At 41.1% G+C, this 20,929-nt stretch carries 24 protein-coding genes and 1 tRNA gene; 8 read left to right on the top strand and 17 right to left on the bottom strand.

What is annotated here, in order from left to right; genetic code table 11:
* Positions 1–12: 12 nt before the first annotated feature.
* The 5 genes from HCJ54_RS01650 to HCJ54_RS01630 all read right to left on the bottom strand — a co-directional run bounded on the left by HCJ54_RS01650 (position 13) and on the right by HCJ54_RS01630 (position 4,549).
* Positions 13–1,014 (bottom strand): LLM class flavin-dependent oxidoreductase, encoded by a 1,002-nt coding sequence (locus HCJ54_RS01650; protein WP_187136383.1) that lies wholly within the window; start codon positions 1,012–1,014, stop codon positions 13–15.
* A gap of 101 nt (positions 1,015–1,115) precedes the next feature.
* Entirely contained in the window at positions 1,116–2,054 is a 939-nt protein-coding gene (locus HCJ54_RS01645) for an LCP family protein (protein WP_187136382.1), read from the bottom strand.
* A gap of 93 nt (positions 2,055–2,147) precedes the next feature.
* On the bottom strand, positions 2,148–2,711 hold the full coding sequence (locus tag HCJ54_RS01640) for a DUF420 domain-containing protein (RefSeq protein WP_185410782.1): 564 nt from the start codon (positions 2,709–2,711) through the stop codon (positions 2,148–2,150).
* A 130-nt stretch (positions 2,712–2,841) separates the two neighbouring features.
* Positions 2,842–3,657 carry a pyridoxine/pyridoxal/pyridoxamine kinase gene (pdxK, locus tag HCJ54_RS01635; protein WP_185410784.1) on the bottom strand — a complete coding sequence of 272 codons (816 nt, stop codon included), beginning with the start codon at positions 3,655–3,657 and terminating at the stop codon, positions 2,842–2,844.
* A gap of 25 nt (positions 3,658–3,682) precedes the next feature.
* Positions 3,683–4,549, bottom strand: a complete 867-nt coding sequence (locus tag HCJ54_RS01630; RefSeq protein WP_036066175.1) for a Cof-type HAD-IIB family hydrolase — start codon at positions 4,547–4,549, stop codon at positions 3,683–3,685.
* 175 nt (positions 4,550–4,724) lie between these two features.
* Between HCJ54_RS01630 and HCJ54_RS01625 the strand changes: the two genes are divergently transcribed.
* The 4 genes from HCJ54_RS01625 (at position 4,725) to HCJ54_RS01610 (ending at position 6,480) form a co-directional block, all read left to right on the top strand.
* Positions 4,725–5,111, top strand: coding sequence for a DoxX family protein (locus HCJ54_RS01625; protein ID WP_036066174.1), 387 nt, complete (start codon positions 4,725–4,727; stop codon positions 5,109–5,111).
* 113 nt (positions 5,112–5,224) lie between these two features.
* The gene (locus tag HCJ54_RS01620; protein WP_187136381.1) at positions 5,225–5,797 is read left to right on the top strand and encodes a sugar O-acetyltransferase; all 573 of its coding nucleotides are present in this window, start codon (positions 5,225–5,227) and stop codon (positions 5,795–5,797) included.
* 3 nt (positions 5,798–5,800) lie between these two features.
* Complete coding sequence (locus HCJ54_RS01615) at positions 5,801–6,088, top strand: YwdI family protein (protein WP_036066172.1); 288 nt, start codon at positions 5,801–5,803, stop codon at positions 6,086–6,088.
* 17 nt (positions 6,089–6,105) lie between these two features.
* The gene (locus HCJ54_RS01610; protein ID WP_187136380.1) at positions 6,106–6,480 is read left to right on the top strand and encodes a DUF423 domain-containing protein; all 375 of its coding nucleotides are present in this window, start codon (positions 6,106–6,108) and stop codon (positions 6,478–6,480) included.
* Between the two features lie 473 nt (positions 6,481–6,953).
* On the opposite strand, the gene HCJ54_RS01605 is transcribed toward HCJ54_RS01610, so the two are convergent.
* The 8 genes from HCJ54_RS01605 to HCJ54_RS01570 all read right to left on the bottom strand — a co-directional run bounded on the left by HCJ54_RS01605 (position 6,954) and on the right by HCJ54_RS01570 (position 16,057).
* Positions 6,954–7,325, bottom strand: coding sequence for an iron chaperone (locus tag HCJ54_RS01605; protein WP_187136379.1), 372 nt, complete (start codon positions 7,323–7,325; stop codon positions 6,954–6,956).
* A 129-nt stretch (positions 7,326–7,454) separates the two neighbouring features.
* On the bottom strand, positions 7,455–9,389 hold the full coding sequence (locus tag HCJ54_RS01600; RefSeq protein WP_187136378.1) for an FtsX-like permease family protein: 1,935 nt from the start codon (positions 9,387–9,389) through the stop codon (positions 7,455–7,457).
* Positions 9,376–10,143, bottom strand: a complete 768-nt coding sequence (locus HCJ54_RS01595; protein WP_187136377.1) for an ABC transporter ATP-binding protein — start codon at positions 10,141–10,143, stop codon at positions 9,376–9,378. The genes HCJ54_RS01600 and HCJ54_RS01595 overlap by 14 nt, the downstream gene beginning before the upstream one ends.
* Positions 10,144–10,410: 267 nt before the next feature.
* Positions 10,411–12,354 carry an ABC transporter permease gene (locus tag HCJ54_RS01590; protein ID WP_187136376.1) on the bottom strand — a complete coding sequence of 648 codons (1,944 nt, stop codon included), beginning with the start codon at positions 12,352–12,354 and terminating at the stop codon, positions 10,411–10,413.
* Positions 12,341–13,108, bottom strand: coding sequence for an ABC transporter ATP-binding protein (locus HCJ54_RS01585; RefSeq protein ID WP_187136375.1), 768 nt, complete (start codon positions 13,106–13,108; stop codon positions 12,341–12,343). The genes HCJ54_RS01590 and HCJ54_RS01585 overlap by 14 nt, the downstream gene beginning before the upstream one ends.
* A gap of 370 nt (positions 13,109–13,478) precedes the next feature.
* On the bottom strand, positions 13,479–14,234 hold the full coding sequence (hemQ, locus tag HCJ54_RS01580; RefSeq protein WP_036066165.1) for a hydrogen peroxide-dependent heme synthase: 756 nt from the start codon (positions 14,232–14,234) through the stop codon (positions 13,479–13,481).
* 117 nt (positions 14,235–14,351) lie between these two features.
* Complete coding sequence (gene manA / locus HCJ54_RS01575) at positions 14,352–15,305, bottom strand: mannose-6-phosphate isomerase, class I (protein WP_187136374.1); 954 nt, start codon at positions 15,303–15,305, stop codon at positions 14,352–14,354.
* Positions 15,306–15,322: 17 nt separating this feature from the next.
* Positions 15,323–16,057 carry an NADPH-dependent oxidoreductase gene (locus tag HCJ54_RS01570; RefSeq protein ID WP_187136373.1) on the bottom strand — a complete coding sequence of 245 codons (735 nt, stop codon included), beginning with the start codon at positions 16,055–16,057 and terminating at the stop codon, positions 15,323–15,325.
* A 141-nt stretch (positions 16,058–16,198) separates the two neighbouring features.
* On the opposite strand from HCJ54_RS01570, the gene HCJ54_RS01565 reads away from it, so the two are divergent.
* Positions 16,199–16,423, top strand: a complete 225-nt coding sequence (locus tag HCJ54_RS01565) for a helix-turn-helix domain-containing protein (RefSeq protein WP_187136372.1) — start codon at positions 16,199–16,201, stop codon at positions 16,421–16,423.
* Between the two features lie 46 nt (positions 16,424–16,469).
* On the opposite strand, the gene HCJ54_RS01560 is transcribed toward HCJ54_RS01565, so the two are convergent.
* Together HCJ54_RS01560 and HCJ54_RS01555 are read right to left on the bottom strand one after the other, a co-directional pair.
* A tRNA-Ala gene (locus tag HCJ54_RS01560) sits at positions 16,470–16,542 on the bottom strand.
* Positions 16,543–16,682: 140 nt separating this feature from the next.
* On the bottom strand, positions 16,683–17,405 hold the full coding sequence (locus HCJ54_RS01555) for a hypothetical protein (protein ID WP_187136371.1): 723 nt from the start codon (positions 17,403–17,405) through the stop codon (positions 16,683–16,685).
* 391 nt (positions 17,406–17,796) lie between these two features.
* On the opposite strand from HCJ54_RS01555, the gene HCJ54_RS01550 reads away from it, so the two are divergent.
* The 3 genes from HCJ54_RS01550 (at position 17,797) to HCJ54_RS01540 (ending at position 19,407) form a co-directional block, all read left to right on the top strand.
* A complete protein-coding gene (locus tag HCJ54_RS01550; protein ID WP_244966869.1) occupies positions 17,797–18,228 on the top strand; it encodes a MarR family winged helix-turn-helix transcriptional regulator in 432 nt (143 codons plus the stop codon).
* Positions 18,229–18,243: 15 nt separating this feature from the next.
* Positions 18,244–19,182: an NADP-dependent oxidoreductase gene (locus tag HCJ54_RS01545; RefSeq protein WP_187136370.1), complete on the top strand. Its 939-nt coding sequence runs from the start codon at positions 18,244–18,246 to the stop codon at positions 19,180–19,182.
* A 63-nt stretch (positions 19,183–19,245) separates the two neighbouring features.
* Positions 19,246–19,407: a lmo0937 family membrane protein gene (locus HCJ54_RS01540; RefSeq protein ID WP_149024011.1), complete on the top strand. Its 162-nt coding sequence runs from the start codon at positions 19,246–19,248 to the stop codon at positions 19,405–19,407.
* Between the two features lie 63 nt (positions 19,408–19,470).
* On the opposite strand, the gene HCJ54_RS01535 is transcribed toward HCJ54_RS01540, so the two are convergent.
* Positions 19,471–20,166, bottom strand: coding sequence for a phosphatase PAP2 family protein (locus HCJ54_RS01535; protein WP_244966868.1), 696 nt, complete (start codon positions 20,164–20,166; stop codon positions 19,471–19,473).
* The gene (locus HCJ54_RS01530) at positions 20,163–20,915 is read right to left on the bottom strand and encodes an alpha/beta hydrolase (protein ID WP_187136369.1); all 753 of its coding nucleotides are present in this window, start codon (positions 20,913–20,915) and stop codon (positions 20,163–20,165) included. The genes HCJ54_RS01535 and HCJ54_RS01530 overlap by 4 nt, the downstream gene beginning before the upstream one ends.
* Between the last annotated feature and the right edge of the window lie 14 nt (positions 20,916–20,929).

The raw sequence follows: 20,929 nt of genomic DNA, 5'->3' as shown, positions 1-20,929 counted from the left end.
TAAAAGTAGCACCTAAAACCACATTTCAGCTAAGCGTTGATAACTTTTTTGTTTTAACATAGGATCATAGATGTTCGACGCAACAATAATTTCGTTTGGTTGGTGAACGTCGATAAATTGTTTTAATTCGGTTGTGACTTTCTGCTGGTCACCAATAAAGCTATATTTCATTTGGTGTTGCAGCGCATGTTTTTCATAATCGGTCCAAATTTGATCGATATCTTCTCTTGGTTTTGGAAGTGGAGTAGGGTTGCCGCGAGTCAGGTTTAAAAAGGATAGGTAACCAGATGTTGCGAGAAAATTAGCTTCGTCTGTTGTATCACTAACAATCGCATTGACGGTGACCATCGCATAGGGCTCATCTAAAACATCGGATGGCTCAAAACGACTTCGATAAAGCTCCAGTGCATTTTCTAGTTCATCCGGTGCAAAATGGCTAGCAAAAGCGAACGGTAAGCCCAATTTCGCAGCAAGTTTGGCGCTGTATGTGCTAGAACCCAGTAAATATAGTGGAACGTGCAAACCGCGACCAGGAATGGCGACAATACCATCATTGCCAGCATCGGAAAAATAGTTGGCAAGTTGCATCACTGAATTCGGAAAAGCTTCCACGGTTTCGTGTAAATCGCGACGCAACGCACGGGCTGTTTTGAAATCAGTTCCTGGCGCGCGTCCGAGACCAAGATCAATCCGATTTGGATAGATCGTAGCAAGTGTCCCGAACTGTTCTGCAATGATGAGCGGAGAATGGTTTGGCAACATGACGCCGCCCGAACCGATTCGAATTTTTTCGGTTTGTGCTGCTAGAAATCCGATTAAAACGGCTGTAGCAGAACTTGCAACGCCCGCAATCCCGTGATGTTCAGCGACCCAATATCGATGAAATCCCGTTTCTTCCGCAAACTGAACTAACGCCTTACTATTTTGAAAAGCATCCGATTCATTAAAGCCTTCGCGGATCGATGCTAAATCGAGAATGGATAAAGGAATTTCTCCAAATGTACTTTTTGCCATAAAAATCACTGCCCTTCTTTGACTAATAGTATAATCATCTTGGCAAGTAGAGTCAAAAAAAATAAACTACCCGTCGATGAAAACGAGTAATTTATTTCTACTTAGTCTTTCAAAAAGTCTTGTAAAGCTTTCGCATTGGCGGCTACATCAATGTCTAGTACCGCTCCATGAGAATTGCGGACATCTTTATATGTGCCATCGACAGGGAGGCGAAAATCTTTGATATCTTTCGCATTTCCTAGAATGAAGTCTTTCCCAATGGAAATCATCAGACCAGTGGACACATTTGTATTTGTGTAACCTTGCATCGTCCCGATTAGACTTGGAAGTTTTGTGACAGTACCAATGCTTTGCGCCTGATCTTTTAGTGCTCCCAGTACTTGTTGTTGCCGTCGAACACGACCGAAATCGCTCTCGGCATCATGACGGAAACGTGCATATTGCAACAATGTCTCGCCGTTCATGGACTGCTTACCAGCCTTGATATTGGCTTCAATATTTTTAGACATATCTTTTTCGGCATCGATTTCAATACCATTTGGTGCAAGCGTATCAACAATTTTCGGAAATCCTTCAAAATTAGCAACAACATAATACTCAATATTGACACCAAAATTTTCTTTGATCGTTTGGCGAACGAGCTCTGGACCACCGAAAGAATAAGCAGCATTGATCTTGTTCAGACCGTGACCTGGGATGTCGACATATGTATCACGCATAATCGAGACCAGTTTTGGAGATTTTGATTTTGTATCGTAGTGGGCAATAAGCAGTGAATCGGAACGACCTTGGTCTTTCCCACGAGAGTCACTACCGATTAGTAACACGTTGAGATCATTCGCGTCTTCCGCTTTCTGACCGTTAAATTCAAAATCTTTTATTTTATTATCAGATTCAGCCGCATTTAAACTTGATTTGTATTGATAAAAACCTATTCCTGCGATAGCCAAAATGATGACGAGGATGACAGTAAAAATAGTTCTGCCTTTCCTTAATTTCTTCTTCTGTGTTGGGTTGTTACGATCTTGGCGAGTGGCCATATTTTTCACCTCATTTGTTAGTTTAAAGCTAACAGCACAACAATTCTCCCATGATAATTATAGCCAAGCAATGTTACATGAATGTGGCGAAGCTCAGTAATACGGCGCCATAAACAAGTAAACGAGCACTCCGGTTAAACTCACATACAGCCAAATAGGCATTGTCCAGCGAACAATTTTTTTATGTTTGCCGATTTGATTGGTCCAGCCCCAAACGAGTGCGAATAGTGCGAGTGGCACAACGACAGCTGCAAGGAAACTATGTGTAATCAGAATAAAGAAGTAGATAGGACGAACGATTCCCTCACCACCAAAAGTCGATGTTTCCGCGGACATGTAATGGAATGTCAAGTAGCTCACTAGGAAAAATAACGTCGATGTAAAGGCAGCTAAAATGAAGCCGCGATGCATCTTAATATTTTTCTTCGCAATAATGGCCCAGAGTGCAATCAGCAGAAATACAAACGTAAAACTGTTAAAAATCGCGTTTAAGCGTGGGAAAATAGATAGATCATAATCGACTTTGCCTTGGTAACCGATTGGTGAGAAGAACAACAGTAAAATAACGACTACTGCTACGAACGATAAAATCATAATTGGCCAGAAATAATTTTTTTCAGATGTCGCTTTATTGATCGCATCTTTTTTTTGTGTCATGAATTTAAATCCCCCTAAAATAAGTTTCGTTTCCATTATACCATGTTCAGATCGTGAATTGGTATGAAAAGATAGTCACATAAAAAAACCTTACCTGAAAAATCAAGTAAGGTCACTAGTTGGAAGGGGTTTATCTATTTTCGGCGTTATTGTAAGCACCGTGCCATACCGGTCCGATAAATTTGTTTAGCGCAAAACCGCCTTTAATCGCTGCGGTCACGAAGTCTTTTGCTTTGTGCACGGAATCTTCGACAGTTAGACCTTTCGCAAGACCTGCTGTGATCGCTGCTGCAAAAGTACAGCCGGCACCGTGATTAAAGTTGGTATCAATTTTTGGTGTTTCTAGCACAGTAAACGTCGTGCCATCATATAATAGATCGATTGCTTTATCACTTTTTAGGGCTTTGCCGCCTTTGATAACGACATATTTCACGCCTAGAGCAACGATTTTTTCAGCAGCAGCTTTCATATCGTCAAGCGTTGTTAATTTACCAAGACCGGAAAGTTGACCAGCTTCGAAGAGATTTGGTGTCGTGATTAGTGCGCGAGGCAATAACAGATCGCGAATTGCTTCGGCATTTTCAGGTTGGATGAGCTCGTCTTCTCCTTTACAAACCATAACGGGGTCGATGACAACATTTTGCAAGTTGTATTCATCAATAGCATCACGTGTTGCTTCAATAATTTCGACAGAACCGAGCATTCCTGTTTTCATAGCGTCAACGGGGCCACCAGAAAGAATCGTTTTTAACTGGGCACGCAATAAATCTGCATCGAGTGGTGTCACACCATGACTCCAGTTGTTGTCTGGATCCATCGTTACGATCGTTGTAATCGCTGAAAATCCGAAAGTACCGTATTCTTCAAATGTTTTTAAATCCGCTTGGAGTCCAGCGCCACCGCTAGAATCTGAGCCTGCAACAGTTAATGTTTTTTTGATTGTCATGATATTTTCCCTCCGAATTATAAAATTAATTATTGGTTTCTAGCATTTTATGAATGGCAGTTGCCACGCCATGTTCATCATTAGAGTCGGTGACATGCTTTGCAAGCTTTTTAACAGCCGGTTCGGCGTTACCCATCGCGACGCTGTATCCTGCCATTTTTAGCATCGAGACGTCGTTGAAATTATCGCCAATTGCGAAGGTTTCATCCATTGTTACGCCCATACGCTCCACGTAGTATTGCAAAGAAAGTCCTTTTTGGGCATCGATATGCGTGATTTCGATATTGTCGGAAAACGAGGAACTAATCGCCAAATTTCCTTCTGATTCTAGCGTATCCTTCGCTTTTTTTAGCACCGCTTGGTCAGAAGAGAAGGCGATAAATTTCAGGATCGTAATATCTTTATTTCGGAAAAGACGCTCAGGATCATCAATCACATGGACGTCCTTGCTTTCAAAACGCTCCTCAACATAGCGATGGATCTCCTCTGCGCTCAAGTCAGGATGAACCTTATGCTGAATTTCTTTCATTAGCTCAATACCTTTATCTTTATTTGGCGAGATCGGACCAATATCAGTGAAAAATTCACAATACATCCCCAAATCTTTCAAAACTTGATACGTGTATCGTGCAGATGCTTCCTCAATCGGAATTTGTTTTAATATTTTGCCGTGCTCATCTCGAATTTCAGCACCATTCATGCAGATTGCTGGTGCATAAAGATTGGCATGATTGATGAGTTGCGTGGCGTCATCATACATACGGCCTGTACACAAAACGAAGTGAATACCTTTTGCACGAGCCATCTCGATCGCTTTCACACCCTCTGCGTCTACTTGGATTTTGGAATTAAGCAGTGTGCCGTCCATATCTGAAGCAATTACTTTTATCATAGAATATAATCCTCCCATTTTTGTACCTATATAACTAGAATATCATTTTTCCGGGAAAATTGCAGTAAGTAAAATCGGCTCATAAAATTAAGAAAAATTTAATACCTAGTTAATCAGTGGGATATAATTTTTGGGCATAATAAGCTTTACTACTTTAGAAAAGGAGAGGAAGGATATGAATAAATACGGTATTTTGCTTGTCAGAATTTTATTAGGCGGATTGATGTTTCTTCACGGACTACAAAAATTCACAAATGGGATTGGCGGAACGGTAGGCTTTTTTGAGAGTCTAGGAATTCCAGGATTTATGGGATATGTTGTTGCTAGTATCGAATTAGTCGGTGGCTTAGCACTTGCTTTTGGTGTATTAGTTCCTTATATTTCGATTTTGTTCATCGGTATTTTAGGTGTCGCGATTGTGACCGTGAAGTTTTCGAGTGGTTTCCTAGGCGGATACGAGCCAGAATTTGTGTTAGTCGTGCTTTCTGTCGTAACCTTGATTACAGGATCATTTAAAAAAGTATTTCAATTTCTACCAACAAACGAAAAAATAACAGAATAAAGGAGACGTAGCCTTGTTCAAAAAGATATTTTGAATGAGGCTTTTTTATGTAGGTTTTTAGCTTGAAAAACAGTATAATGGGGGAGTAGATAAAAAAGGATGGTGGTGGGAGAATGATGACAGAACGTGAAAAGATGATCAGTGGCGAATTGTACCGGCCGGGAGATGCAGAATTAGTGGCGGATCGTGATCGGGCAAGACATCTGAGTGCAAAGATTAATAGCGTGGTAAGTGATAAGGTTGAACGTGCGGTACATATTCGTGAATTATTGGGCATGGCGGGGAAAGAGGTTTATATGGAGCCTAATGTTCGCTTTGACTACGGTTATAATACAGAAGTCGGCGATTATTTTTATGCGAATTTTGATTGTGTCTTTTTGGATTGTGCACCGATTAAAATTGGTGATAATTGCATGTTTGCGCCGGGTGTTCATATTTATACGGCGTATCATCCACTGGACGCGACCGAGCGCAATAGTGGTTTGGAGCTTGCGAAGCCTGTCATAATCGGTAACAATGTGTGGCTTGGTGGGCGGAGTGTAATTAATCCTGGGATTACGATTGGAGATAACGCTGTAATTGGCTCAGGATCTGTCGTGACTAAAGATGTCGCGGCGAACACCGTTGTCGCAGGAAACCCGGCACGCGTGATTCGCACGCTAAATGATGCGCAAGGAGGCAAGTAAACGATGACAGTATCAGATCAGGCTTTATTTGCCAAAATGGAGCAGGAGCTAAGCCTTGCTAAGAATGCTAGTAAAGAGCAAGAAAAGCAGCTGCATTTGCACGGGCTGGCAGTTCTGGTGGAAGTGATGCGTGGGCAAGCAGGCACCACAGAAAAAGCAGAGACACTTAGCTCCAGCATGGAATATCAAGCGATGACCGGCGAATTGCCAATCGCAAAACCGATGACATTGGATAGTAAAAAGATGGAAACAGAAGATGGATCCAATGGGGATTCATTGCTAGATTTTTAGGGGGTTCTAATGAGAATATGAGAAAGATGTTGATTTTAGGAGCTATTTTTGCAGGATTAGCAGTAGGAATTGGGGCATTCGGTGCACATGCGCTGAAAGAAACGCTGGGAAGCTATCACACAACATTTGAAACAGGCGTGCAATACCAAATGTTTCATGCAACAGCGATACTGATTGTTGGTTTACTCCTTGGAAAAGCGGATGTGGGGTTAATGCGGGTGTCCGGATATTTATTTGCGATCGGAATTGTATTGTTTTCAGGAAGTTTATACGTGCTCAGCATCACGAAAATAACCGTGCTTGGCGCAGTAACACCACTTGGCGGCGTTGCATTTATTGCGGGATGGATATGTTTTATTATTGCTGTAGCGAAAAATAAACCGACTCTGTAATATAAAAAGTGTTGCATAGCAACGAGTTTCGTATTTTTACCAGGTCTGTGGTAATTTTTGTTATCAAACTTTAACAAAAAAATGTTTAAAAAAAGGGTTGCATTTCAGATTTGCGGGGTATTATACATGTAAGCAACGACATCTTAATTACTTTTTCTCCCTTTTTAGTAATTGAGAGTCTTTCTTACCTTAAACTCCCTTTTAATCGCTAAACCTGCTGACATTGCCGGTCTAGCGATATTTTTTTGTTTTTAAAACGCGTGATGGTATAAACTACGAGATACGCTTGTCCATTTCGAAGCTTTTTTGTTGCGCTTGAGTCTAAACAGGCTATTTATATGGGAAAAGGATTAAAAAGAGGTTGCCTCCGCGCAAGAATTGATGACAGGGTATATGCCAAAACAAGAAGTGGGTTGATTATGTTCAATTTTTGCTCAAAAAAAAACGCCTATAAGGTAAGGCGCGTGATGAGTCTATTTTCTCCAAAATGTTTCGCAATTAGCTTTATCGGAAATGTTAAAAGCAATCATTTTTCTAAGTAATTCGAAATCGACTGGACCGTCCCACGGAATACGGACTAATAACTTTGTATGGTCATACCCAGCCTCAGCAATCGCGTCTGTAAAATGTGTGATTCCTGCGCCTTCTGGTGAAACAGCCAAGTGTTTTTTTGAAACGCTAAAGCCAATGATATACGTGCCATGATCTGAAAACATCGGCTGATTCCATGCAATTTTAGGTTCCAATGTTGGGAATTCTTTCATGACCCAAGCGAAAATTTCTTCGGTGCGCATGCGATTTTGTGGATCATCAATTTTTGTTAAAAAGTCTTCTAGAGTCTCCATTACCTTACCTCCTGAAATGATGTTTCCTACTAATTATATTTTAACGTAAATAACTAGAAATACAAGTATTTATAATGCGAAAAAAGACTGGAACAACAAGGAGCCAGTCTTTTTTCGTGTGCATCTAACTTATTTATTTTTACCCATTACGATGTTGGTATACGTATTTACTGTTACGAAATAGTAAATGGTAAACATCAAGGTGTAGGCTCCAGTACTTAGAATAACTGGTAATGTCAGATCCATTTGTAACATGTGAGATAAGGCGACAAGTGCGACGGAACTGTGTACAATTCCTAAAATCAGTGGAACTAGGAAGATGATGAGCACTTGTTTGGCAATCGTTTTGCGAATTTCTTTGCGATCTAGACCGATTTTCTTCAAAATATCGTAAGTTGCCACGTCATTGTAAGCTTCGGTCAGTTGTTTGAAGTAGATGATACTTCCGGTTGCAGCTAGGAAAACTAGCCCTATAAACATACCGATGAATAAAAGTACGCCAATCGTGCTCATCATGACTTCATAACTTTGTGGAAAGCTTTGGAACATCGCGTCTTCTGGAAGTACTTTTGACATTTGTTCGCTGAGGGCGACGGCATCTTTTGGCTGATCGACCATAATGGATTGTACATTTGTTGGTTTGTTAGCTGGTATCGCATTGGCCACATCATCCGAGACGATGAGTAAACCATAAATTGTACTAAACGGTGATTCTTTGATGGTTTTTGTCAGCGTTACTTTTTGCTTTGTGGTGTTTTGTAGGGTGAAGCTTTGATCTTTGACGATATCTGCTGTGTCAGGTGAATATAAAGTACTTGGTGCGACAAGAATTGCTTCATTATCTTTTAAGGCTGTAGCTTTTAAATCGTCGTTGCCTTCTAGAGCTAGTAATTTATTGTAAGCTGTGCGGCTAATGACTGCAAAACCTTCCTCTTGGCTGTATTCTAAAGGCATTTCTCGATCGCTCGTAGCTTTTACATGGTTCACAATGGTTTCTTGGTGCGCGGTCATGGGTGTTTCTTTATTGCTTTTTGCAAGGGACAAAGCCTTCTCGTTGCTTGCTTCATCCACGATATGGTATTCAAAAGTGGCAGGGTAGCTGGAATTGGATTCTTTATTCACGTTGTAGTAAAGGCTACCAATCGCGCCGATTGCGGTTAATGTTGTAGCGCTCAAAATCGCGATAACAGCAAGTGTTCTAGCGTTAGAAGCAATCCGGAATGCTAGTTGTGAATTACTGATAATATTCGTGCCATTGTAGAAAATTCGTTTGTTTTTGCGAATCTGATTGAGTAAGAACGGTAAAAAGTTACTAAGTAAGAGCCCTGTTCCTAAAATAACGGATACTAAAATAACTAACGCACCAGGTCCAAAGCCGATTTTCCCCCAAATAGAAGTTTCATTGAGGGGCTGTAGGGCGATAACGTAGCCGCCTGCAATCAAAACGAGCGCGAGTATGGCTAAGAAGGGATTGCTTTTAGGTGTTTTTTCGCGTTTGCTTTCTGAGTGGAATAGATCAAGTAATGTCGTCCGATAAATGATGCGATAACCAGTAAACGAGGTGATCAGTGTGATGATAATAAAAATCACGATCGTGTTCATCACAGCATCGATAGAAAAGACGAAATTACTAATCCCACCAATATTCATGATCTTGAGCAGTATCGTGACAAATAGTTTTGACAAGAGTGTGCCAAGGCCAATCCCGATAACTAGAGCACCGATACCCATTAGGAAATTTTCATAAAAGAGCATCCGGCCGATTTCTTTTTTACGAAGGCCGAGAAGGGAATAGATACCAATCTCCTTTTTTCGTTTGCGGGTAAAAAAGTGATTCGAGTATAAAATAAAGATCGCGACAAAAATAATTAAGACGATCGACGACGCGTCAAAAACCGTAGAAAGCTTGGCGCTCTTATCGATACGTGCGATAACCGCAGGATCTTGCGCTAGCGACACGAACGTATAATAAATCATGATCGAGAAAATCATCGAGGCAAAGTAGAGGAAATAATGAATAAAATTATGTTTAATGTTCTTTTTTGCTAAATCAAATAACGTCATTCATGTCCCCTCCTAATTTCGCCAACACATCCAGAATTTTTTGGAAGAACTCTTTGCGCGTTTTCGTGCCACGATAAATTTCGGTGTAAATGGCACCATCTTTAATAAATAAAATACGTTTACAGAAACTAGCCGCGTAAGCATCATGGGTTACCATCATGATTGTTGAGTGCTCCTGTTCGTTTAGTTCCTTCAAGCTTTCTAATAGGTCTGTCGCTGATTTTGAATCAAGCGCACCGGTAGGCTCATCCGCAAAAATCAGGCTAGGATTAGCGATAATTGCTCGACTCGCAGCTGTCCGTTGTTTTTGCCCCCCAGAAATCTCGTTGGGATATTTGTCGAGAATATCACGAATGCCGAACGTATCCGCCACTTTTTCCAGTTGGATTTCCATTTCTTTCACAGGACGCTTGGCGAGTGCGAGTGGCAAAATGATATTTTCGCGAACACTAAGCGTATCGAGTAGATTATAGTCTTGGAAAATGAAGCCTAACTGATCCCGACGGAACGAAGACATTTGTTGCTCGTTCATTGTTTCTAGCTCCTGGCTAGAGATTTGAATCTCACCTGAGGTTGGTTTGTCGATCGTTGAGAAGACGTTGAGTAGTGTGGATTTACCAGCGCCACTAGGCCCCATGATGCCAACAAAATCCCCTTTTGTGATTTCCAGACTAATGTTATCTAAAGCTGTGTAGACGTTGCCTTTAATGCCGTATACTTTACGAACGTTCTTTGCTTGTAAAACTGTTTCCATGCAAACTCCTCCTAAATAACTTATACCCCTAGTGTAACGGTAAAACAAGCATCAAACCATTGACTAAGATGACATTATGAAGGAGGGAACTTACAATATTGTAATACTGAAAAGCGAAACACGCCCGTTAGGCTCGAAAGAATTTAGTAAAAGTCCTCTTTTGACTTTTGCGGAGGTTCCGAAGGCGCCAAATATGACACAGCGTATGATTATATGATCACTTTGTTTTTATGCATAGTGGGTTATGTGCTTAGTCTTTTGTTTCATCTAAATCTCCTCTCTTTTTTTGCCCATTACAATATTAGTGTACGTATTTACCGTTATGAAGTAGTAAGCGATGAACATCAATGTATAGGCTCCTGTACTTATGATGACCGCGAATGTTATATTCATTTGCAGCAAGTTGGATAATGAGACAAGTGCGACAGAGCTGTGTACAATGCCTAAAATAAGCGGGATTAAGAAGATAACGAGTACTTGTTTGGCGATTGTTTTGCGAATTTCCTTTCGATCTAGACCGATTTTTTTCAGGATATCGTAGGTCGCCACATCATTGTAGGCTTCGGTGAGTTGCTTGAAGTAGATGATACTTCCAGTTGCTGCTAGGAAAACTATACCGATGAACATACCGATAAATAGCAGAACGCCACTCCCTCTCATCAGTGCTTCATAGTTTTCAGGATAGCTTCGGAACACGGCGTTTTTTGGAAGTACTTTCGCCATTTGTTTGCTGAGTGCGACGGCATCTTTTGGTTGATCGACCATGATTGACTGGATTGTTGTTTTATTTTTATGAGATAGTGTATTTGCGACATTATCGGAAACGACGAGAAAACTGTAAATTGTGCTAAAAGGTGTCTCTGTGCTTGTTTTTGTGACTGTTATTTTTTGATCGGTACTATTTTTTAAGGTGAAGCTTGTATTTATTACATCATTTGTAGTGTTTTGGGCAGTTAGATCTGGTGAGATAAGTATAGCTTCATCATCTTTTAATGCTGCCATTTTTGAATCATTGTTTTTTTCTAGAGTTAGCAGTTTACTGTAAGCTGTAAGGCTAATGACTGCAAATCCTTCTTCTGGACTATATACAAATGGCATTTTACGATCACTTGTTGCTTTTACATAGTTGATAGTCGTTTCTTGATGGCCAGTCAATGGCGTATTTGTGTTGTTTTGTGCAAGTGCTAATGCTTGTTCATTACTTTTTTCATCCACAACATGATATTCAAAAGTGGCAGGATTATTTAAGCCAGCATCTTTATTTACGTTGTTATAGAGGCCGCCAACCATGCCGATTGCAACCAATGTCAGGCCGGTCAAAACAGCGATAGTAGCAAGCGTTCTGGCGTTTGAAGCGATTCGGAATGTGAGCTGCGAATTGCTTATAATATTCGTACCATTATAGAAAAGCCGCTTATTTTTACGAATCTTATTGAGTACGAATGGTAGGAAGCTGTTGAGTAAGAGCACGGTGCCTAAAATAACGGATATCAAAATGATTATCATTACTGGCCCAAATCCGAGTTTTGCCCAAATAGAATCAGCAGTTATTAGGGGTTGCAAAGCAATAAAGTAGCCGCCTGCAATCAAAACGAGCGCGAGTATGGCTAAGAAGGGATTGCTTTTAGGTGTTTTTTCACGCTTGCTTTCTGAGTGGAATAGATCAAGTAATGTCGTCCGATAAATGATGCGGTAGCCGGTAAACGAGGTGATCAGTGTGATGATAATAAAAATCATAACTGTGTTCATCACAGCATCGATAGAAAAGACGAAATCACTAATCCCACCAAGATTCATGATCTTGAGCAGTATCGTGACAAATAGTTTTGACAAGAGTGTGCCAAGGCCAATCCCGATAATTAGAGCACCGATACCCATTAGGAAATTTTCATAAAAGAGCATCCGGCCGATTTCTTTTTTTCGAAGGCCGAGAAGGGAATAGATACCGATCTCCTTTTTTCGCTTACGAGTAAAAAAGTGATTCGAGTATAAAATAAAGATCGCAACGAAAATAATTAAGATGATCGATGATGCGTTAAAAATGCTGGCAAGATTGTCGTCATTATTGATACGAGCAACGACTTTTGGATCTTGCGCTAGCGACACGAACGTATAATAAATCATGATCGAGAAAATCATCGAGGCAAAGTAGAGGAAATAATGAATAAAATTATGTTTAATGTTCTTTTTTGCTAAATCAAATAACGTCATTCATGTCCCCTCCTAATTTCGCCAACACATCCAGAATTTTTTGGAAGAACTCTTTGCGCGTTTTCGTGCCACGATAAATTTCGGTGTAAATGGCACCGTCTTTAATAAATAAAATACGTTTACAGAAACTAGCCGCGTAAGCATCATGGGTTACCATCATGATTGTTGAGTGCTCCTGTTCGTTTAGTTCCTTCAAGCTTTCTAATAGGTCTGTCGCTGATTTTGAATCAAGTGCACCGGTAGGCTCATCCGCAAAAATCAGGCTAGGATTAGCGATAATTGCTCGACTCGCAGCTGTCCGCTGTTTTTGACCCCCGGAAATTTCGTTGGGATATTTGTCGAGAATATCACGAATGCCGAACGTATCCGCCACTTTTTCCAGTTGGATTTCCATTTCTTTCACAGGACGCTTGGCGAGTGCGAGAGGCAAAATGATATTTTCGCGAACACTAAGCGTGTCGAGTAGATTATAGTCTTGGAAAATGAAGCCTAATTGATCCCGACGGAACGAAGACATTTGTTGCTCGTTCATTGTTTCTAGCTCCTGGCCGGAGATTTGAATCTCACCCGAGGTTGGTTTGTCGATCGTTGAGAAGACGTTGAGTAGTGTGGATTTACCAGCACCACTAGGCCCCATGATGCCAACAAAATCCCCTTTTGTGATTTCCAGACTAATGTTATCTAAAGCTGTGTAGACGTTGCCTTTAATGCCGTATACTTTACGAACGTTCTTTGCTTGTAAAACTATTTCCATGTAAACTCCTCCTTGATAAATATCTTATACCCTTAGTTTAATGATAGAAGGAGGCGTAAACCATTGATTAAGATGACATTATGAAGGAGGGAACTTACAATATTGTAATACTGAAAAGCGAAACACGCCCGTTAGGCTCGAAAGAATTGGTTAGGGGGCGCAGTAGTGAACACCGGATCTTTGAATACAGGTTGAAGTTCTTTAGGAAAACTGCTACTTATTTGTTATACTGGTTAGATGATCACGTTGTTCTCATGCATATTGAGTTTCTAATTCAGCAAAAGACGCTTCATAAACCTTAACAAATAGGCACCGCTCTAATTCCGAAAACTCGGATCGAAGCGGTGCCCTATATCATCACTTATTTATTTTAAATCCTAAAAAAATCTTGCAATGCATCTGTCGCTACATAATTACCAACTAAAAACGAACCAAACTCAGCGAAACGAGCGCTAGATTCATCAAATCTCATTTCTGTCACAATCCGTTTGAAATCAAGCGCGTCATCTGCAAACAGCGTTACGCCCCACTCGAAGTCATCCAGACCAATTGAGCCACCAATAATCTGCTTGATCTTTCCGGCATATGTTCGACCAATCGCACCATGATCACGAATCATCGCTTGTCGTTCTTCCATCGGTAGCATATACCAGTTATCTGAGAGACTCCGTTTTTTTGTCATTGGGTAGAAGCAAATATGTTTACGTGCCGGCAATTCAGGATACAAGCGCTCTCGAACATGCTTGTTCTCATACGGATCTTCACCTTTTGCCATGTGATTCGCCAAATAATTGCTGAGCTCTACGACTGAAATATAGGAATAGGCTGGCAATAAATAGTCCGCAATCCGCAGTTTGTTCAATTGGTTTTCGACCTCGTTCAAACCTTCGAGCGTAGGTCTAAGTGTGAAAAATAGTAAGTCTGCTTTTTGGCCAAGAATTGAGTAAATCGTGTGTTCTCCTTCGCCCATTTTTTTCGTGATGTCCATATCTCCCAAGAAATTTTGTAATTCATTGAGCATAGATTCGCGATTTTCTGGAGAAACTTCTCTTAAAGCAGGCCAGTCAATCGATCTAAAATCGTGCAATGAAAACCAACCATCTAATGTTTTTACCGCTTCGTTCATACCAAGCACTTCCTTCCTATGTATTACTTGAATTGTAACATAGAAATACGAAAATTGTCCCAACGCATGTTTGTGAAAAAAAGCCTCCACAAAAAATGTGAAGGCAAATCGAACATATTATTTGGCTGGCGTGGAGACGATACAGCTAACATTGCCATCGATCGTCCAGTTTTTACACGTGTTTGGTAGGATGAAGTGATCCGCTTTTTTGATCGTTGTTGTGTCGTCATCAATTGTTAACGTTGCTTCACCAGCAAGTACGCTAACCAATGTGTATGGTGCAGTAGCAGTGAAATCAGCACTACCGGCAATATCCCATTTATAAACGGCGAAAAATTCACTGTCGACAAACGTCGTTTCTGTTAAAGCACCGATCGTTTTTGTTTGGATATCTAGCACGGCATCGTGGTGCGGCACTGTCGTTACATCAATTGCTTTTCCTAAATGAAGCTCGCGTTTATTGCCATGATCATCGACACGGTCGTAGTCATAGACACGATAAGTCGTATCCGAACTCTGTTGCGTCTCCAAAACGAGCGTCCCAGTACATAACGCATGAATCGTACCACTTGGCACATAGAAAAAGTCACCTGGTTTAATTGCAACTTTACGAAGCAACTCTCCCCATTTTCCGTCGCGCGTCCATGCAATCAATTGCTCTTTCGACGTAGCATTATGTCCATAAACAAGCTCAGCACCAGGCTCACAGTCAATAATATACCAACATTCCGTCTTGCCTAGCTCGCCATTCTCGTGCTCTTTAGCGTAGGCATCGTTTGGGTGAACTTGCACCGAAAGATCTGTATTTGCATCCAAAATTTTTGTGAGTAATGGAAAAACAGCCTCGGTCGGATTTCCGAATAGAGCCGGTTCATTATTCCATAATTCGATCAGTGTTTTCCCTTTGAATTCGCCATTTTTTACTGTAGAAGGGCCGTGTGGGTGCGCCGAAATCGCCCAATATTCACCGGTCGTTTCAGACGGAATCGTGTATCCGAAAAAGTCGCGTAGTTTCGTGCCCCCCCAAATACGATCTTGAAAAACGGAATCTAAAAATAAAGCCTTTGTCATTGTTTTTTTCCTCCTAATTATAAATCTTTCATTACAAACCCTTGCTTTTTAAGCGCCTCTGCGATCGAAGGGTAATAATCTTTGTCGTAAAATGCAGAAACGCGCTTTGTCCAAGAAATCCCACCTTCACGCGTCGAAAACGGAATAATCGTTTCATCATATGCCGCAAGTGATGCCGCGACATCGCTTTGATATGTTTCTTCAAAATAAATAGCTTCTTTGGGAAGTCGTGGTTTGATAGGCATCTCTACATCAGGATAGCCAACACAAAGCCCTACAACCGGAAAAACGTGTTTTGGTAATTGCAAAAAATCGATAACTTCTGCCATATTTCGGCGAATTCCACCGATGCAGACGACGCCGAGCTCTAATGATTCTGCGGCGATAATCGCGTTTTCACAAGCAAGTCCAACATCCGTCGCACCGACGAGCAGGGCATCGATATTTTCCACTGCTGACAACGAGCCACCATGTTGTTGACTCGCTAACTGTGCCCGATAAAAATCAGCAACAAATACTAGAAAAACGGAACTTTCCGCTATGTACGTCTGATTACCACACAACTCCGCCATTTTTTGTTTCCTTTCTGGATTTTGGATGGCTATAATCGAATACTGCTGGCCATTAATCCAGGATGGTGCACTTTGCGCAGAACGAACGATGGCATCAAGCTTTTCTTTTGGAATTGGTTGGTCCTTTTTAAATTTGCGGAATGACCGATGATTCCGCAAATGATCTATGATCGGATTCAAATGAAAACCTCCATTTCGATAATAGTAACAAATTAAGTATAGCCCTTTTTTGAAATAGATGAAAGCATTATTAGGCCAAGACTTGAAAAAGACCCCCAACATCCAGTAAAATAACAAATAGAAAGCGGGTGGGAAAAGCAAATGGAAAAAAAGAAAGCGATCATCCTTCTTGAAAAATACTTCCTGACTACAGAAGAAGCCGCAGTATTTCTAGGTATATCCAAACAAGCCCTGTCATCTCTCGTCAAACGAGGCAAGCTAGAACGCGTGGAAAAAGGAAAGATCAACTTATTTTTCAAAGCTGATATTGAAAAGCGTAAAGAAGAACAACTGGTACTGCGAAAAAAATATCGACCATATACATAAAAAATAGGAAGGCGGCCTGCACGCGCAGACCGTCTTCCTATTATTATGGAGCGTAGGGGGATCGAACCCCTGACCTCTACACTGCCAGCGTAGCGCTCTCCCAGCTGAGCTAACACCCCGATATCTTGAAATCATTGTAGCATAGCGCTTTTAGCTCTGTCAATCCTTTTAGCTTTACACTGTGAAAAGTACTCCGTGGGTGGAAGCAGTAGCAAAAAAATCATCGGAACTAGCATGCACAAATTCCGACGATTTTCCTTTATTTCAAAACAGTGATGATAGAAGCCGTTATTCCTGGTATCGTGACGGTATTGCCGCTGGTTGTATCATAGGCATAGATACCATAAACAGTACCGTAAACTTCGATGATATCATTTTTTACGGCAGTTGTTGTTCCCGCATAAATGACAGTCACGGGATTTTTCCAACTGTCACCATCTTGCGTCATATTCACCCGAAGAAGTGTTGTGGCGCCACTATCTGTTACTTGGCCTTTTAGATAATAAGGTTGGTGCGCGAATTTGTTTGGATCTTGATTTAGCACATTATAAGGTATTTTTGCTGCGTTTGGTTTTGCCGCGGTTTTTATTTTGTTTAGTGCCTCTTGTTTTGCGGCTACTTCTAGCTCTTGTTTCTTCTCTTTAATGGCAACAGGCTGCGTCACGTTGATTGTTGCGTAGCTTTTTTCTAGCCCTTTTTTAGTAGCTAAAACTTTGTACGACTTGTTACTCTCATAGACGTGGCTTAGCTCAAAATCCCCTTGCTTGTCCGCTGTAACAGTTACATCATCTATACTCACAGAAGCGCTCGGAGTGGTCTTTCCTGTAACGGTGAAAATATCATTTACTCCTGCGATCACGTCTTTTTTATCAAGTTTTAATGTCGTCTTGGTTTCTGCTTTTTCTTCGCTGCCGGATGGGGTTGAGCATGATGCTAAAAGTAATACAAAGCTCAAAAGCAGTATCCCGATGCTTTTTTTCATTTTTTGAATCTCTCCTCTTACCATTTTTATGGAACTCTCTTCATTATATAATCATTATTTGGAGGATGACAGAGGATCTTTCCTTTTTTTGTTGTAAATGCTTCTTTTGTGTCGAAATTAAGTAGCGGATTGCTGTCATGGTTGGAGAGAGGATAATCATCTGACTTATGAGGAATTGTAAGGCATAAATCAGGATTGTAAAGAGGGCGAGCCACTTCAAATAGGACATTGGAACGTTAAATGGTAAACATAATCCGAGGCAGAAATAATGATGAATAGCAGATGAAAGGTGCCTGTAATATTTCCTTTGAGCAAATATCTTGCAAGTTTGCTGGAAAAGAGTAATATAGTTGATACATCAATTGATAGATCAATTAATGGGGGGATAAAGATGGACGATGGTTGTTCAGAGCGTGCGATACTGCTTGCTAAAATGCATGGTTTATGCAAACAGATGAATCAGAAATTTGAAGCTACGCTACAGATGAGTGCGACGAAAGTCGAAATTTTGTACCGTTTATCTTGTGTTGGGGAGCAGAACCAGCAGGCTTTGCAACGTAGCTTGGACCTTGATGCTGCAGCGATCACAAGACATTTAAAAAAACTGGAAGAAGACGGTTTGCTCATTCGTGAAAAGCGGGTGCCGGATCGGAGAGCAACTTTTATTCGGCTAACGAAATTGGGTGAGACAAGACTTGTAGCGTTGACGGCACAAAAAGAAGCTTTTCAGAAGGAATTATTAGACGGTTTATCAGAACAAGAACTAGCTCATTTTGCAGATATTTTAGAACGGATGTCGGCGAATGTGACACGTTCATTTTAGAGGAGGAAATAGAGGATGAAAGCAGTTATTATTGAAAATTATGGTGGTAAAGATGTATTGAAAGAGGCGGAGGTTGAGACGCCAAAAGCGGGTGCTGGACAGGTTGTAGTGAAGCTTACGGCAACATCGATTAATCCGATTGACTGGAAACTTCGCGAAGGGTACTTAAAACAAATGATGGATTGGCCATTTCCGATTATTCTTGGCTGGGACGCGGCAGGTGTGATTTCAGAGGTCGGTGCTAACGTGACAGATTGGAAAATTGGCGATAAAGTATTTGCGCGTCCGGAAACCACACGTTTTGGTACGTATGCAGAATATACCGTAGTCGATGCGCCATTACTTGCCAGAATTCCAGATAATGTGTCATTCGAGGAAGCAGCTTCGATTCCGCTAGCTGGTTTGACAGCTTGGCAAGCGCTGTTTGATCATGCAACACTACAAGCTGGTGAAAAAGTGTTGATTCATGCCGGGGCGGGAGGCGTCGGAACACTTGCGATTCAACTTGCAAAAAATGCTGGGGCGCACGTGATTACAACGGCAAGCGAGAAGAATGCGGCTTTTTTGAAGGAGCTAGGTGCGGATGAAGTGATTGATTATAAAACGACCAATTTTGCGGACGTGTTGACAGATGTCGACGTCGTTTTTGATACAATGGGGGGCGATATTCAAAAGGATAGTTTCCGAGTCTTGAAGGCTAACACAGGACGGTTGATTTCCATCGTATCGGAGCCAGATCAAGCGATTGCCAAAGCGAAAAATATCGTTGCAAAAAGCATTTGGCTGACCCCAAACGGAGAGCAACTTCAAGCATTCGCTGATTTAATGGCAAGTGGAAAAGTGAAGGCGATTGTTGGTGCAACATTCCCATTCTCCGAACAAGGTGTCTATGATGCGCATGCGTTAAGTGAGACACACCACGCAAAAGGAAAAATCGTAATTAGCTTCGAGTAAGAATGTTTGGCCTTTTTTCAGTGTGGTAAAGATATAGATGACACAAATCTAGGAGGGTTGCAGATGCTTGGTATTATTTGGGGGATTATTGTTATCCTGTTTGTATTCTGGGTCATCGGATTGATTTTCCATATTGGTGGGGCATTGATCAATATTTTATTGGTAGTCGTTCTGGTATTGGTTATTTGGAATTTAATTCAAAGCGCTAGAAATAAGCGTAGTTAAATAAGCAAAAAGCTATGCCATTCGTAACCTGTAAAAGGAGATACGGACGGCATAGCTTTTTTGTTATTCAAATTTTTTTAAGTAAACGTCTTTCCAGTTTCGAGCCAATAAATAGTGATGACAGGATTGACTGTATAGCAAAAATAGGGCGCTACCGCTGAGAACGATCGTGCTACCAAGCAATAATCCAGCGGTGACATCAGAAGGATAATGAACGCCAAGATAGACGCGCGTGTACATAATCACTAAAATGATGAGGAACGCAAGAAGACCGATTACGATACGATGCCATAGTTTTGTAAAAGCAATAATGAGAAGTGCTGCAATCATACCATAAAACGCTGTCGAGCCTGCTGCATGCCCACTTGGGAAACTAAAACCACCTTGTTCAATTAGCATATCACTGGGGCGTGGACGTGCGATGATCTGTTTAATAAGCCAAGGTAAAAGCGCACCACCAACTAAAACCGTTCCACCAAACCAAATCGCAATCGTGTAGCGCTTCATAAGGATAAAGATTAGTAAAAGCAGGATGGTCATCACTACAATCGCAGCAACGCCACCAAAATTAGTGATAAAAGCAATGATGTCCGTTTTTGTTGCTGAAATATTAACGCGAATAATATCAATCCAATAGGTATCAAACTGTGTAATAAAGCTAGCATTTGTAGCGACACCGATCAATAGTACAATAAAACCGACCGCTGTCATCGCACTAAGCAAAAATAAGATGCGCGCATTTTTTTTCGTATTCATCATGCAAAGTCTCCTTTTTGATCGATCCAATCAAGGACAGTTTGAATTTCGCGATCCCAGTATTCCCAGTTATGCTCACCTGGTGCTTCCCGATAAATGTAAGGGAAATCTGTTTTTTCGATATGCGCCTTAAAAATACGGTTATTGTCATAGAGGAAATCTTCTGTACCACAAAGCTGGAGGACACGCGGTTTCGTGGTAAATTCTTTGTCTAGCAAAGCCAGTAAATCATTAGTAGAACTTCGCTGTTCGGCAATAGAGCCAAAAGTTGCTAGCATCTCGTTTTCTCCTTCAGGACGCGCCTCGCGCAACCCTACCATATCAAGTGCGCCGGATAACGATGCAATCCCCGCGAATTTCTCTGGGTGGCAGAATCCCCATTTGAATGCCCCAAAACCTCCCATGGAAAGCCCTGCTACATATGTATTTTCAGGCTCAGTCGGCAGTTTAAACCAGCTGTGAATAAGCTGTGGTAATTCCTCACTTAAAAAAGTCCAGTACTGATTTCCAACTTGCATGTCCGTATAAAAACTGCGATGAACTTGCGGCATAACAATTGCAATATTACGATTATCGGCATAGCGGACCAGAGATGTGTTGTTCAACCAAGCTGTATCATCATCGGATAAACCGTGTAATAAGTACAATAGGCGCAACGGTTTTTCAGTATCAACCTGATCAGGGATAAAGACTTGCAAAGAGGTTCTTAACTGTAATGATTTTGATATGAAATGAGTAGAAAAAGTAGCCATATTAGAATTCCTCC

Source organism: Listeria grandensis (genome assembly GCF_014322885.1).
Lineage (GTDB): Bacteria > Bacillota > Bacilli > Lactobacillales > Listeriaceae > Listeria_A > Listeria_A grandensis.
The sequence above is the reverse complement of the archived record's forward strand: the minus strand, read 5'-3'. Positions and strand labels throughout refer to the sequence as shown.